Below are 16366 nucleotides of genomic sequence, written 5' to 3'. Positions count from 1 at the left end.
TTCCTAAACACTTTTGAATCTCTTCTAATAATAACAGCTTCATTTTTCTAAGAAGGTTCAAGACGTAATTCTACATATTCTATGTTATCTTCGCTTCCTTGAAACAAAATAAAATCAATATCTTTTACAGGAATACCAAATAAAGAAAATATAGTTCCTTCATACTAATATATAATCATATTAGTATGAAACTTCTTTCGTTTCTATTTTAGAAACAAAGATGCACGCTTTAAAAGTATATCCGATCCTTTTTTTGAAATAATTTTGAGATATCGATAGATTCCTGGGAAAATAAAAAAAATGAACTAAGGAGCATTGTTGTAAAAAAAAGACTTAAACAGACTTCACAATATTTCTGTAGTTAATAAAGGCTTCAAATTTCACTCTTTAGTCTGTGTTTTACGATCGATCAAAATTATAAATTGCTTGACTTTTGCCTTATCAAGTTTAAATTTAGATCACGAAGAACAAACTGTTCCCTAAAAGATGTAAATAGGAAAAAGCATGCTTCTTAAATGATTTCAAATTTTTGATTCTCTTCAGACCAATAAAATTCGATATCGAGCATCAGTTGTTCCATGGGTTTTTCTTTTTTAAAACACAATGCAGGTTCTCCCGTAAGCCTTCGTAAAGAAGCTATTTTTTTATTGGCAGAATAAACAATGATAGCATCCTCTGCTAAATCTAAGATATCAAATCCATTTTCAAAATCATGAATCAAACCATTTAATCTGGCTCTAGAATCAACTGCAGATAAATACATAGAAGTTGCTATATTTTGCTCTCGATGGGATAGCTTTTGTTTAAAAACATCATACTTCTTATCTAATATAATATCACCAATTTCCAGATAAGCAGCTCTTATTTTCTCTTCTATATGCTCTATATCATCTAATTTTTTTCCTTCTTCCCAAAGCGTATTAAGCTTATAACTAACATTTACATTTAATGTCTGAGTTGATGCAAATGTACTCAAAGGTTGTGCATCCGTAATTTTCGGACTCTTATACCCTTCATAAGTTTCCTGAAGTTGAAACCCATTAGACACATCAAATAAAAGACAGTCATAATTAAAAGATGTTTCCTTAGAAAATTGTGCACTACCAATCACTGGAATTACAGAAACGGTTATTTCTGAAGTACCTGATTCAGCAATTGCATGATTAATGGGAACCTGAGATGTGACTTGTCCATTATCCACATTCATTTGTAAGATCAACCGATCATTTACCTTAATTTCAAAACGACATTGAACAGCACTAAATTTTAAAATATAATATGGTTTTTTCACAATTTCTTTATAAGGGTAAATTATTTTCTAACTCTTCTTGATATTTATTTTTTCCAAAAAAATCATCCTCTTGGTTTTTAACAAAATCCAAATATGTATATTTCTTTTGTTCCTTTACTTCTTTACGGGCATGTATATAATCCAAATACTTACTAAATCCTTCGAATAAAAAATGATTAATCAGCTCTTCTTTTTCATATCTTAAAACTATCAGATTACTACTCATCGTCTGTATCCCTCCTATTTTTGTAGTATAATTCTGCTTTAATAGAAACAATGTGTTATCTACTTCCCAGGCACCATTAAAAAAATCTTCATTTTTATTATAGTAGTTTGGAGCTCCAAATAATTCCTGTATTCTTTTATATAATTCTCTTCCATTTTTATCATCAAATGTTTTTAGGTGAGCTCCTAAAACCTGACCTAAATTATCATCTATAAAAAACTCAACAGATGTCGAACTTTGATATTCATCTGAAAAACTTTTTAAAAAAGTAATTTTATCAAAGACAAACATGTTTTTGTCTTCAGAGGTATACCTGGATAGTTTGTCTAATTTCAGTTTACTTTTTTTAACCTGAAAATCCGGCTTCAGTACCTCGGATGCATCTAATGGCATCTTTATTTTTGAGAAATCAAATATAGATTGTGAAGAACAAGAGGTCATAAGACTACAAACTAAAAAAATGAGTAGGTTAGATAATTTCATTTATCAAGGTTTTATTAATTGGATTTCTGCTTTTCTTTTAGAAATATCTTCTAAATTTTTGATAATATCAAACTCATCCCAGAATTTCCTTTTTTCATTTATATTTATTGGTTTCCAGTCTGCACTAACCACTTTATATGATAGACCTACTTCTATATAGACAACGACTTGAGCAATACACGGATCTATTTTTAAACTAGGCTTATAATAAAGCCCCTTATACGTATCATATTTAATATGATGCCCTGAGGTAATTCCTAATTTAACTCCTGCACTGGCATGCCCTTTAACATGTGCAGATCCAACTTTAACAATAACAACTTTTGCTGTTAGTTCTACTCCCGCAGTCAATTCTACCCCAAGTTTTGTCTCTAAATTAGCGCTGGCACTGTTTTTATCAGAAGCTGTATTACTCTGGAAGTCTACTCCTCCATGAATTGTCCCAGATATGATCAAATCAAACCAGATTCTAAAATTAACTTGTACTTTCTCTGTTTCATATCCTTTTTCTGCCCACTCCCGAATAGCCAGAACAATATCTCCTGCCACAGGATTACCCGTAGTAGCATATGACGCAGCTGTAATTGCACCTCCTAATAAATCTATAATTAACTTAACTCCTATTAGCGGGTCTGATTTTAGATATATTTTATACTCCGTACCTATCTCTTTTATAGATTTTTGATTTACTTCTCCCCTAGCTAATTGCCACTCTGCTCCCAAACAAAAGTTAGGAGGAACCATCTCTACTGAAAAAGGAGCTTTACTTCCTAATGCTTTTGTTGCTTTTCCTTTTGTTGTTTTCGTGATCCCTTTTGACAGCTCTCTCAACGAACTAAAGACGTTATAAATCCATTTAAATTTATCTTCATACTTCGATGTTACTTCAAAATCATCCTTATAATTCGTATCATCTTTTTTGTTCCAACTGGCTTTTAAAACTACTCCTATAGCAGCTTCTGTCTGTTTCCATTTATTTTGTGCTGCTATTTTTCCGTTAACTTTTCGCATCCTTGCAACTCCGGGAGCATCTAGCCCTTGCCATTTAACCGCTAATGGGTTACTTAATTTCAAGAAAAAATGAAAGTCCCATTTAATGTCCGGATAGGCTTTAACAATAACAGTAGGTTTTTCTTTATTAGAATAGTACCGGCAGCTATTGATATAGTACTCAAAATTATTTGTAGTTGTTTTATGTGGCCAGATATATCTTAAAGCATCAACCTTTAATACTGAAACAGAAATATTTGAATATACCTTATGTTTTATATCAGATGTTCCATCATATGTATACGGTCCTTTTTTTCCCTGAGGTGTTAGCTCTAATACTTTTACTTCAGAAGCTTTATGTCTCTGTGTCCCTTTTCGCAAACACTGATCAGTAATATATCCATCTACAGTAACAGAAATTTCTTTTTTGATAGATTTATCAGGAGCTATCGTATCAAAAACTATAGACTGCGCATCATTACTAAAAATTTTAAACTTAATAGTCACCCGTCTGTTTAATTGATGCTCTGCTTCTGAGATATCCTCTCCTTTAATCAATAGCTTTCGTTTTCCATATCCCTGACTAGTTATTGTCTTTCTGGAAACTCCCTTATTTATTAAATACTTTACAGCCGCTGCTGCCCGTTTATTAGATAGTTGATCATTATAGTCATGATCTCCTCTTATATCACAATGTGCTCCTAATTCTGAGGGAACAAATGGGTTATCCAACAACAGGCTGGCAATACCATCCAGAACCTCTTTTGCATCTGCACGTATGGCAGACTTATCAAAATCAAAATGAATAGTTTCCGACACCTGAAATTCTGCCTTTTTTTTATCTGTTAGCTGTAGTTTTTTTTCATCAAATACTGGTACTTCCTTTTTGTCGTCTGTAATGACAATTTTCTCAAAACGGCATAACTCATACCGTTCTACGTTTACTTCTGTTTCTCCTATAATTGCCGGTCTTGTGCTTTCCGCTTTCTCTACTTTTCTGGTGACAATCTTATTATCAATCACAAGAAACTTCCCATGATCCTCTTTTCCGTTCTGATCCTTAATGGTTTCTTTTTTTCCTTTGAGACGAGCTTTTATATAAAACTTCTCTCCATTGGTTCTAAAGGCTCCAGTACCAGAACGCCAGCTATAGGTATTTTTAACACGTAAGTTTACTTCTCCATGTACACATTTTGCATTGGAAATGGTAAGCACTTTACCGTCTGTACCCCATTGATCATTATATACGTCAATATCCAGTGTTGCTCCATTGAGCCCTTCTGTTTCCAGATGCAACCAAATATCATCTCCATATTTTATAGGCGTATCCCCTATGGATTTCCCTCCATTTTTTTTAGACCACTGGCTTTTAATAATTTTTTGTGTCGCTACTCCATTAATAATGAGTTGTGAAGCAGGTCGATTTGTAGGAGCCTCCATAAAAGCTTCTACGATAAACTGTCTGGGACCACAATATTTAGGTAAGATCCTAAGTGTTCTAACATCTCCAATAAGACCTTCATGATCATCCTTAGTAAAAGGGGCTTCTTCCTTTGGCTTTACAATCCATTTTGCAAACCCTTTGAGAGTTTCCGGAGTATCCGGATAGTAATGTGCCTTTACCTCTGTCACCTCATTGGCCTTTACTACCAGATTTTTTACATATCTAACAGTCCCTGAACTATTGACCACCACAACTTTTTCTATTCCTGTAGACATACACTAGTTTTTAACTAACAATAATTTCTTTAACATTTGATGACTGATTCCCTAACGCATTCACATCAGTTAATGGGTTCATTTGATTATGGGTATCCGGATTTGTATTGTCCGTACTAGAAGCACTCACTTCCATGCTTTGCCCATGATGAAGAATACTAATACAAGGGCTTCCTGCAATAGGGCAAATAGCTTTACTATCTTCCAATAGCGTTTTCCCTCCATTACTTAGTTCTACATTTTCATAAAAACCATCCCATTGAGTGACGACAATCTGACATGGTTTAAAACTACTTCCTGTGGGTTGTAACTTGCATTGTCCGAAGGTGTTTTTTTCAAAGGTACTCCCGCCCAGCTCCATAGATGTAGCTATTAATTTTTCTGATCCTTCTGCATCATTCGCATAATATTTTTGATGAGAAAGAATCTTTAACTTATCCGGAAAATCTCCAAATTGACACTCACATATAGCTCCTTGTACTACTGCATATTTCTGGCTCATATCACTAATTATTATCGTTTAAACAATGTAGACCAAAAGTTCTTTTTATTTTCCTTACCCTGTTCCTGATCCTGACCGTAAGACATTTCATTTTTCTCCAGTAAAAACAACTGTACAGTTGTTTTTTTGGGAGGTGTAAACTCTGTAGAGAAAACCCCTTCACACCCTTCTATAACTCCTGTTTGTTTATTGAGTAAATAAGTGATATTGACATTTCCTTTTAGTTCTTTTTCCTGAGGGTTTATTAATTTATTATATGAAAAATCTAATCCTTGTTCTATATCCAGTATACAGCGCTCTTCTTCAATTTCTCCTTTAATCTCAATCATCAAACCCACTGCCTGAGTCATATCTTCTGTTCCTATTTTTTTAGTAACATTGTAATTAACCGCAGTAGTTGTTCCTGCAATAGGATATTGTATGTGCTCAAAAACATAGCAATCATCAGAATACCATTTATACAAGGAACTAAAGTATAAATTGACAAACCAGTCTTTTGCCATTTTTTCATTCAATACCTCTTGACTATACAGACTATTACTTGTCAGTTGGATATATTTTTCAACTACTGCTCCTTTGTATTTTTCTTGTATTTCTGCTTTCTTCTTATACCAGCGTTCTTTAATTTCTTCAAAATTTACAACACTGAGAAAAGTCCCGTCCTGTAGAGTTTTTATTTGTAACGGATATAAAACACTGCTCACTTCCATCGCCAGTTTATCTATAAAAGAATCTGGTTCACTATCATTGATATATGTTTTTTTATCTCTATTAAGTGTATAGGTATTAAAATACCCCTCTAAGCGACCGGTGTGTTTCACCTTCATCTTATATCGAAGGTGATTTTTAGCTTCTTTTTCGTCAAAAGTAAACATACACCCATATGTTCCTTCAAATCCTTCTGGATGCAGGTTTACACTATTATCTACCAATGTGTTGTTGCAATTATTCTCTAGGGTATCCATACAATATGCAAAGGACTTAAAACAGTTTTACTTTTTCCTTACTCTGTACATCTACTGTTTTTCCAGAAGCCAACGTCAGATTTTCTTTATTGCTACTTAATACAATCTCATCCGATACATTTTCTTGCTTTTTAGAATCTGTAATAGCTGTTTCCTCTACAATAAAGGTGCTGTTTTTGGTCATTACATTGTAGTTTTCGGCTACACTATTAGCAAAGTCTTTTCCAGCTACCATATTGATATTTTCTTCTGCCCTGATTGCAATATTCTTAGCTGTCAATGTCATATTTTCCAAAGCTGCTATTTCAATATTATTCGTAGCAGTATCAATACGAATGATATTGCTGTTTTTATCCGTAATAGTAATCATTTCTCCTCCTTGCGTATCGTTGAGCTCTATAGAGTGTCCACTTCTGGTTTTGATTGCTTTAATGTTATTAGCATCACTCTGATAACTAACTGGTTGTGCTTGCCCATGATAAATACTTCCTGTTACATAGGGGCGTTCTGCATGATTATTTTCGAAATGACAAACAACCGTTTCTCCAATTTCCGGGATAAAATGAAACCCCTTATCTGCCCCTGCATAAGGAGTCACAACCGGAATCCATGGTGTTGTAGTTCCTCCTTCTTCCTGAAATGGAAAACGAACTTTTACACGACTCAACCCTTCAGGGTCTACATTATCAATAATCTCTCCCATTTCAATAGTACTAACAGGCGTATGAAACATATTCATCAACGGATAAACATCTATATCTGAAGCAATAGCTTCAAAATTATTTTTATATTCTCCCCCTTCAATATTTCCATGAGTCACACTAATAATCCGAAAACGACCATAGCCCGACACATTGATAATGGTTCCCAATTGCACTCCTGGATTATCACTTACTCCACTGGCAATTACCTGCCTGGCAGCAATAGCATGTGCATGATTTTCCACCTGTCTTTCGAATCGATGTTGTAATTGTGAGTCCGTATATGGATGAAGGTATTGATTTCCGGTCTTTGCATATAACTGATGCGCTTTATTTGTAGTAAGCGAATGATACCCTGATGGAGGTGTACTGACATCCTTGGTATTTTTTTGATAGTATTCACCTGTCAGATAATCGTATGTATGACAATTAAACGAATTCGGTAAAGGCTCTAAACTAATCGCAAAATGCGATAACCCTTGTCCATAAACAAGGTTCGTTTCTTCCTCAGACGGGAGACCAAATACAAGCTTCACTCCATCGTAATAAAACCAATTATTAGTTGTAGCTGCTAACCGGGCAGTATAAGCAAAATTACTTTCTCCTTTCTGCACACTATAATGAATCGTATCAGATGTTCTGGGACGAAATGAAGTTTCTAATTTCCCGGTATCATATCCTCGATACGTAACATCGAGAATTTCTGCCACTCCCAAATCTAAATAAGAAGTAGTATGTGCTCCATCTTCTGCCAGTATTGAACTACTCATTGCTACAATCTCTATTAGGTTCCCCGATACATGTGGCCTTTTAATTGCCTGCACTTTGGTAATCACCCCTTTAAAGAGTAACTCTTTATATTCGCTAAAGTTCTGTTGTGAGACAACACTGATCGTAATCACCTCTCCCAGAAAATCTTTACTTACTCCTATGAGTTCATCTGAAAATTGTTCCAAAACATCTGCTCGACATGAAAGTATTACCTGATGATGTGCTCCTAATGTTTGATGAATCCTTAGTTCTTTATAAGAGGTAATGGGCCGACCTGCAATAGCGATCTTTGTAGTAGTAAGTGTAGCCATTTGATTGTATGAATTTGGATTGCAAAAGCAATGAACGTATTTACCGTATAAAAATAACGTACTTTCTTCACATTAGCAATGTATTAGAGTCGGAACTCTTTCCCTTTTTAACTCGATCCTAGGGGGTTAACTTCTTGAAACAGCTTCTAAAATTAAAATTCATTTTCAGCATATTGCCTCATAGTACTTGCATTGAGATAGTTTCCTTATTTCCAACACTTTCTATATTTCTCTTTCTTTTTTAGAAAAAACCCTGGCTAAAAAACCGAATTGTTTAACAAATATTTATGAGTTTAAGAGCAGATTTAGAACGCATCTTGCTTTTTGATTCATAAAATAGTATCTCATGAATCCTCATTTGATCCCTGTAGCAGCAACTATTTATGACAAATACTACTGCAAACAAAGAAGGCTCATCCTGTCTACATGTATAAACTAAAAATGAATGCGTTGTCTCCTACACAAAACGAAATAATAGTTCGTGACAAAAGGTAGGTTTTATTCTAGAAAAAAAATTAAAAAAGCTATATCCCTCTCCCTAATAATGTCAGGCTTTTTTGAAAAAAAAAGTTGAGTTTACAAACGTTAAAATTGCTTACAACAAGAAAGAAACAAACCAAAAAAACACAATTTATAAAAAGATTCGTTCTTTAAAAGCAGTGTAAAAACCTCCTCTTTATAGTAACTTTTTTACAAGATTTCTTATCTACCAGAATCTAAAAAACATCTGTTTTTTTAAAAATCATTAAACCTTTTACTGAAACTACGGAAAAAAATCTCAAAATTTCAATTCATTATATATCCATTATTTACTTTTGACTCCAAAATCCTTTGTAAAAAAACAGCACTTTATCAAAGAAAGAAACAATAGAACAGTTTATATTATAATGAACAAACGGTTAAAAATTAAAAAGAAATATCAAATAAAATCTCTCAATATTCATATTAAAAATTTATGAAACAGTTTCATATATTAATAATCTTTTTCTGTATTACAACTGTCCAATTTTTTGGACAAGAATTTCCGTCATACATCAACAACTCTCCAAACGCTTCTAACTTAGGAAAATACGGCGTATTTCCTGTAAATTTAAATACGGGTATTCCTAATATATCAATTCCTATATATACAATTAAACAAGGAGATTTGTCACTACCCATTAATATCAGTTATCATGCATCTGGAATACGTGTTAACGATTTAGCTTCTATGGTAGGTCTTGGCTGGTCTCTTAATGCTGGTGGAGCTATTGTTAGACATGTAAAAGGAATCCCTGATGAAAAAGCAGTAAAAACTATCCCAGATGGAGAATACTTAAACTTAGAATTCAACAAAACTAATTTTAACACATTAGGAGATATATTCTATAAAAGAGAAGATAGTTCTCCAGATATTTACACTTATAACTTTAATGGAATTATTGGTAATTTCACGATCCTTAACGGTCAGATACATGATCAATCATTAAATCCTATTAAAATAGAAAGAAGGTTTTATAATTTTGAGCCTTATTTTATCATTACTACCGAAGATGGTACTGTGTACAGGTTTGGTGTTGATCTTAATAATAATAGTGCATATGAAAGAACAACCATCATTCCTAGAGAATGTAATGACTGTGGTCCAGTTAAAAATGCTATTACTTCTTGGTTTTTAACTGAAATTGTTTCTAAAAATAAAAAAGACACTATTAATTTCAAGTACAAAGAAAACCTATTAGACAAAGGTTATGAAGTCTCTGGCTCCACTGTTCAGGTAAGAACCTTAGAAGGAAATGCAGCAATGAAAGCTGCAGTGTGCGGATGGCAAACCATGAACTATTCTTGGATCCCTGGTCAATATACTGGTTCTCCCTATGAAGTTATTAATTATAGTGACAGGAATAAAATAGAAGAGAAGATAATTTCGGAAATATCTTTTACAAATGGAAAAGTAATTTTTAATACCACCCTTGACAGAGAAGATATACAGTCATTAAAACTCAATAATATAAAGGTTCTAAATAGCAATAACAAAGAAATACTCTTCTCTAAATTTAAATATCAATATTTTGAAAGAGGAGAAGGTAGATACCCAACAAGTCCTCATTCCTACGAACCTATTGGGGCTTGGAAATCTCTAAAACTTACAGGATTAAGCTTAACTAATAGTAATGATAGTTCTATATCTAAAAACTATTTCTTTGACTATAATTCAACTAAAATGCCCCCCAGGACTTCTTATAAACAAGATAAATGGGGGTATGCTAATAAAAATCCAGAAAATAGTTATGTAGAAAAGCAAGTAGTTGATATTTATACTGGAATTACAGATGAAACAAACTTTTATGAAGTTGGTGAAGCAAACAGATCTTCTAATGAAGAAGCAATGAAAGCCGCTATATTAGAAAAAATAACTTACCCAACAGGAGGGTATACTCTATTTGATTATGAAGCCAATAAAATAGAACATGAATCAAAAAAAATAGTTACAACTAAGGATAAATCTTATAGTGTTACAGGGAAAGGGGCTTCCTACTGTACAGAACATGAATCAACAAATTTTCTTTCTATTCCTGAAGATGGATTTGTTTCCATTCGTGTTTCAATGTCTCCTCCTATAAGAGCCGATGGAGCAGCAATTATTACAATTAAAAACTCATTAGGAACTATTCTCAAAACTTATAAAAGACCCCCTCAGAGTGAGGGACCAAAGGGGCTAGAAAAGGCAGAAAGAATATACTTAAAAAAAGGAACATATGAAATTTACCTTAGAGAATATGGAGAAGGAAGTGTTGGAGCCTCTGAATGCCCCACATCATATATACGAATATCATGGGATGAGACATCTATTGACCACACAAAATGGCTAGAAGATGTGGGAGGATTACGAATCAAGTCTATAAAGAACTTTTCTTCGGAATCTAATAATACTCCTATGACTAGTAAACATTATTTATATACACCAGGGAGACTAAAAGTTCCGTTAGAGAATAAATACTTCAAGAAGTATAATTTAAACTTAAATGTTAGCTATCAAGGAAGCGAAGGTAACTTATTTCAGAATATAAAGACGAGTCAAGTACTAAGCGTTTCCTCTTCTCCTTTATATGAGATATCTAATGCGAATAGTAATCCTGTAGAATATACTAAAGTTACTGAATTTCAAACAAACAACAACGGTCAGAAAAATGGTAAGATAGAATACATATACGATTCGACTCCTATTGTAAAATATGAAACTCTAAAACCTTTTATGAAAATGGATGACCCTAGCTCTGTTAATCCAATAATTCTTTCTTGGTTTTCTAAATTCGATCAAAATAACAAAGATTATTTCTATCTTAAATCATGGGCTGGTGGGCAGCTAAAAAGCAAGTACACATATCAAGGCTCTAAAATTGTCCATTCAATTGAAAACACTTATGAAATTCCATATGACAACAAAATAAATTATTTAAGAGTAGCCAATGCGGTCTCTCCTCCTTTTTCAGCTGCAGCGTGTTCCAGTGGAGAGAGTATAACTGCATCGAATAGTTTTATGTATTATTATGCAGCAGGTTTTCATTCCATAGGCAAAAAACTACTAACCTCAAGTAAAGAGACAATTTATGATACAAATGGAGTAAATCCTGTCGTTACAGAAAAAACATTTAGATATAATCATCCGAATTACTTTCTTACTGATTATATTGTAAAGAATAGCCTTAATCAAACAGCTACCACAAAAACGTATTACCCTAATGTCCGTAATGAACTCTCTGACCTGAGTACCACTGATAAAAACATCTATCAGAAACTGGAACAATTACATTGTATTGGAACCCCAATTCAAACGGAAACTTATATTGGTAATACCTTACTACACACGCAGAGAAATTTATATAAGCAAGGTAGTAATTCCAATACTTATTTCCTAAAAAGTGTACAAGCCTCCAAAGGAGTCATCACTACAACGAATCCTCTATCAGATCGTATCATATATCATCAATATGATACTCATGGAAACCCGATTGAGATTTCAAAAAAAGACGGGACTCATATTGTTTATATCTGGGGATATAATAATCAATACCCAGTTGCTAAAATAGAGAACACCACCTATAATGACATACAGAATTATGTTACAGCTATTAAGACCGCATCGAATGAAGATTCTGATCGCACCATTGGAACTATCGGAAAAGAAGGAGCACTTAGACTATCTTTACAGACCTTAAGAACCGTATTACCTAATGCGCAGGTCACTTCCTATACTTATGATCCGCTTATAGGGGTAACGAGCATGACAGATCCTCGAGGATACACAATCTATTATGAGTATGATGTTTTTAACAGGTTAAAACAGACTAAGGATCAAGAAGGGAATATTCTATCAGAGAATCAATATCATTATAAGGGACAACAGTAAAAAAAGGATTAATACTCTATGAAAAATAATATCCTATTATGGCTACTGCTAATAGCAATCCATATAACAGCTCAGGAAATACCACCAACAGTAACGATACACAATAAAACGATTAACAGTAGTACTCCAGAGGCAGAAAGAAACCTTCAAGCTTCTCAAGCTATTGTTCTGAAACCAACTACTTGGATACAAGCAGGAACATCATTTTCTGCTAAAATTATTCTTCCTACCTTTTATCCACTTAGTGATCAGAATTATGTTTGGGTGCGAACACCACAGAAACCATATACTACTTTACCAGATGTTCTGGATATAAAGAACATACAAGAACAGGTACAGTATTTTGATGGTTTAGGGCGTCCGATTCAGCAAATCGGGATCGGGCAATCTCCCAATCATAAGGATATTGTAACACATATCACTTATGACGGCTATGGAAGACAGAGCAAACAGTATTTACCCTTTGTATCCACTACTGCTACCGGAGCCTATAAAACGGTGAATGTGGCTACAGATATTGATGCATATTATAAAAGTAACTACCCGCAGGATTTTACAGATACTAGTGTCAATGCCTATTCAGAAAGTGTTTTTGAACCCTCTCCTTTAAACCGGGTGATCAAACAGGCGGCTCCGGGAACAGCCTGGAAAGCTAACAGTGAAATCAGTGCCATGGCAGCTGATCATACCATCAAAACTGACTGGACAACAAATCAGGCAAATATTCCGCTGTTTGAAGTTACATTTACAGCTGGGGATACTGAAAAACCAGTACTTCGTAAAAATGGAAACTATGCTCCCAATCAACTGCTGGTTACCATTATCAAAGATGAAAACTGGACTAGAGCTGATGGAGATAACCATACCTCCAGAGAATATAAAAACAAACAGGGACAGATGGTTCTAAAAAGAACCTATACTGCATCAGAAGCGCATGATACTTATTATGTATATGATAGATTTGGTAATTTAAGTTTTGTACTACCTCCCAAGGTAGTTGTTAGTGACGGGGTGTCTGCTACAGAGCTTGCAGAACTGTGTTATCAATATACCTACGATTATCGCAACCGGCTGATTACAAAGAAAATTCCCGGAAAAGGATGGGAGTATATTGTCTATGACAATTTGGACCGACCGGTACTGACACAGGACAGTTTGCTCAGAGCGGCGAATAGATGGTTGTTTACCAAATACGATGCACTGGGGCGAGTAGCGTATACAGGTAGCTATACTGCCCCACAGGGTCAGACAGTAACACAGTTACGTACGCTCTTTAAAGATAAAACAGCAACGCAAAACTACGAGCGAAAAACATCCCATGTCAGTATCAATCAGGAAAACTATTATTCCAATGACAATTTTCCTACCACTGGACTGGAACTGTTGACCATTCAGTATTACGACACTTATCAGGGATTCACTAATACCCACTTAGTAACGGCTTATGGAGTAGAGAGTACGACAAAAACAAAATCCTTAGCCACAGCCAGTAAGGTAAAAGTACTGGATACAGACGCCTGGATTACCACCATTACGTACTATGATGATAAAGCCAGACCTATCTATGTCAAAACGGTAAACCCATATCTGAATACCACTGATATTATGGAGTATGAATTGGATTTTACAGGCAAGGTACTGCGCTTGAAAACTACACATACCAAAGGGAATAATACACCCATTGTAACAACGGATGTCTTTACCTATGATCATATGGGACGTTTGCTTACCCAACAACAAAGCATTGGAACATATACAGAAACCATTGCCAGTAATACCTATGATGAGTTAGGGCAACTCATCGCTAAAAAGGTAGGGAACGAATTACAAACGGTAGATTACAGCTATAATGTACGGGGGTGGCTTACCGGGATCAATGATGTCAACAATCTGGGATCAGATCTGTTTGCCTTTGGGATTAACTATAACAGGGTGACCGAAAATGCTTCCAAAGCTGATGAGTTATACAATGGAAATATCAGCGAGACGCTCTGGAAAACTGCCAGTGACAACACCAAACGCTCTTATTCCTATCAGTATGATGATTTAAACCGGATCACTGCCGGATATGCCAATATAGGAAGTTATAACCTCTTAGGGGTCACCTATGATAAAAATGGGAATATCCAGACCCTTACCAGAAACGGGCATACCAATGCTACTGCCACTGCCTTTGGAGCAATGGATAAATTAGTGTATTCCTATAATGAAGGAAACAAATTACTAAAGGTAACGGATAGCGGAAATAAAACTTTTGGGTTTACAGATGGGACCAATACAGAGGATGACTATACCTATGACGCCAATGGGAATATGACCAGAGATGGCAATAAAGGAATTACAGAGATTCAATATAATTACTTAAACTTACCTAAACAGATAATGCTGGCAGGAAGAGGAAATATTAATTATATTTACGATGCCACTGGTACCAAACTAAGAAAGACGGTAACAGAGGGAAGTTCTTTAACAACGACAGATTATGCAGGTAACTTCGTCTATAAAAATGGTAGCCTGAAATTCTTTAACCATCCTGAGGGCTATGTAGAACCTGATACAAATGGATATACTTATGTATACCAGTACAAAGATCATTTAGGAAATATCAGATTATCCTATGCAGATACCAATAACAATGGGAGTATCTCAACTTCTGAAATTAAACAGGAAAAACATTACTATCCTTTTGGACTTGAACATCAAGGGTACAATAATACGATTACTGGTAGGGAACATCCTTACGGATACAATGGTAAAGAAGAACAGAACGAATTAGGTCTTAACTGGATAGATTATGGTGCGAGAAATTATGAGGCTTCTTTAGGTAGATGGATGAACATTGATCCTTTAGCTGATAAGTATAGAGACTTTACTCCATATAATTATACAGCCAACAATCCTATATTATATGTTGACCCTGATGGAGAGAGAATAATTATAGGAAACAATACTAGTGACGCCTTAAGGAAGTTAGCTCAAATTGCAGCCACCAATAAAGGGCAAGAAAGATTAGATAGATTGATTGGGTCTTCTCAAAATTATACAATGCGAAGTGTATTTTGGTCATCGAATTCAGCTTATGATGGTAAAGGAGAAATAGGAAGAGCAAGAACTATTTATTATCCTTCATCTGTTTGGAGGTTTAGTATTGATGGAGGAGCACCAGGTAGTACTTATGTTGCAGGGCACGAAATAAACCACGCATATGATCACGATTTAGGTCGTAGAATTACAGATAGAAAAGCTAGAGAGGATTCGGCAGTTAGATTTGGTAATTATTTAAGATCTGTTTATGGTGAAGACGATATGCGAGATAGATATTGGGGATTAGGTTTAAATTTTAGTGATGACCCTAACACATATAATCCTAAAAGAGAAGGAGTAACTGATTTTACGGAGACTTTAAGTGTAGAAGCTGGAGGAAATACATTTTTAGGGTTCAGTTATGAAAAAACAGAAGATGGAGAAACGTCTACAGAGTATATAATTTCTATTAAAACGAAAGATGGAACATTTGCTTATCGAAAATTTACAGATAGAAAAGAATATGATGCAGCTGTAAAAAGAGTAAATGAATATCAGAAAAACCAAAAAGAAAAGGAAGATGAACAAAACTAGGCTCATAAATATCATTATAATTGTCTTTTTATTTATTGATATTGTACATTTTTTTATAGAGAGAATGAATCCCGAATACTCTGATATAACAGAAGCTTTTTATGAAAGTAATAGAACTACTTTTATTAAATGGGGGCTATGTTTATTGGGGTTATTGGGTCTATTTATGCTAAAAAAACAAAAAACAGCTCAATACTTACTCGCTATTGTATCAATTGGTATGATGTGGCTGTCCATTACAGATGGACCACTAAATCATTTATTACTTTGGTATAGTGCAATATCTTTATCTATACTAGGTTTTTTAGGAATATACTTAATGTATTTTAGTGGAAGGAAAATCTTGAACAAATAATTTTACAATTAAAGACCATTAAAAAGCCACCCCCGCTGGGTTAT

General features: G+C 34.4%; 9 protein-coding genes. 3 read left to right on the top strand and 6 right to left on the bottom strand.

All coding sequences use genetic code 11. From position 1 onward, the window contains the following. Positions 1-511 precede the first annotated feature (511 nt). From ACFSTE_RS07185 to ACFSTE_RS07160, 6 genes are read right to left on the bottom strand one after another with little or no spacing between them, the layout of a single operon-like run. Positions 512-1291: a hypothetical protein gene (locus ACFSTE_RS07185; protein WP_378257366.1), complete on the bottom strand. Its 780-nt coding sequence runs from the start codon at positions 1289-1291 to the stop codon at positions 512-514. A 7-nt stretch (positions 1292-1298) separates the two neighbouring features. Further along, the gene (locus tag ACFSTE_RS07180) at positions 1299-2000 is read right to left on the bottom strand and encodes a hypothetical protein (protein WP_176028529.1); all 702 of its coding nucleotides are present in this window, start codon (positions 1998-2000) and stop codon (positions 1299-1301) included. A 3-nt stretch (positions 2001-2003) separates the two neighbouring features. Continuing rightward, complete coding sequence (locus tag ACFSTE_RS07175; protein WP_176028528.1) at positions 2004-4709, bottom strand: OmpA family protein; 2706 nt, start codon at positions 4707-4709, stop codon at positions 2004-2006. A 10-nt stretch (positions 4710-4719) separates the two neighbouring features. Then, a complete protein-coding gene (locus tag ACFSTE_RS07170; RefSeq protein ID WP_176028527.1) occupies positions 4720-5211 on the bottom strand; it encodes a DUF4280 domain-containing protein in 492 nt (163 codons plus the stop codon). Positions 5212-5222: 11 nt separating this feature from the next. After that, positions 5223-6176: a hypothetical protein gene (locus tag ACFSTE_RS07165; protein WP_378257368.1), complete on the bottom strand. Its 954-nt coding sequence runs from the start codon at positions 6174-6176 to the stop codon at positions 5223-5225. A gap of 16 nt (positions 6177-6192) precedes the next feature. Then, a complete protein-coding gene (locus ACFSTE_RS07160) occupies positions 6193-7959 on the bottom strand; it encodes a type VI secretion system Vgr family protein (protein WP_378257370.1) in 1767 nt (588 codons plus the stop codon). A 955-nt stretch (positions 7960-8914) separates the two neighbouring features. Between ACFSTE_RS07160 and ACFSTE_RS07155 the strand changes: the two genes are divergently transcribed. From ACFSTE_RS07155 to ACFSTE_RS07145, 3 genes are read left to right on the top strand one after another with little or no spacing between them, the layout of a single operon-like run. Then, on the top strand, positions 8915-12349 hold the full coding sequence (locus tag ACFSTE_RS07155; protein WP_378257372.1) for a hypothetical protein: 3435 nt from the start codon (positions 8915-8917) through the stop codon (positions 12347-12349). Positions 12350-12367: 18 nt separating this feature from the next. Further along, a complete protein-coding gene (locus ACFSTE_RS07150) occupies positions 12368-15967 on the top strand; it encodes a DUF6443 domain-containing protein (RefSeq protein WP_378257374.1) in 3600 nt (1199 codons plus the stop codon). Further along, positions 15954-16322 carry a hypothetical protein gene (locus ACFSTE_RS07145; protein ID WP_378257376.1) on the top strand — a complete coding sequence of 123 codons (369 nt, stop codon included), beginning with the start codon at positions 15954-15956 and terminating at the stop codon, positions 16320-16322. The genes ACFSTE_RS07150 and ACFSTE_RS07145 overlap by 14 nt, the downstream gene beginning before the upstream one ends. Positions 16323-16366: the final 44 nt, after the last annotated feature.

This window comes from Aquimarina hainanensis, assembly GCF_042684685.1.
Taxonomy (GTDB): Bacteria; Bacteroidota; Bacteroidia; order Flavobacteriales; family Flavobacteriaceae; genus Aquimarina; species Aquimarina hainanensis.
This window is presented reverse-complemented; position numbering and strand designations above follow the sequence as displayed.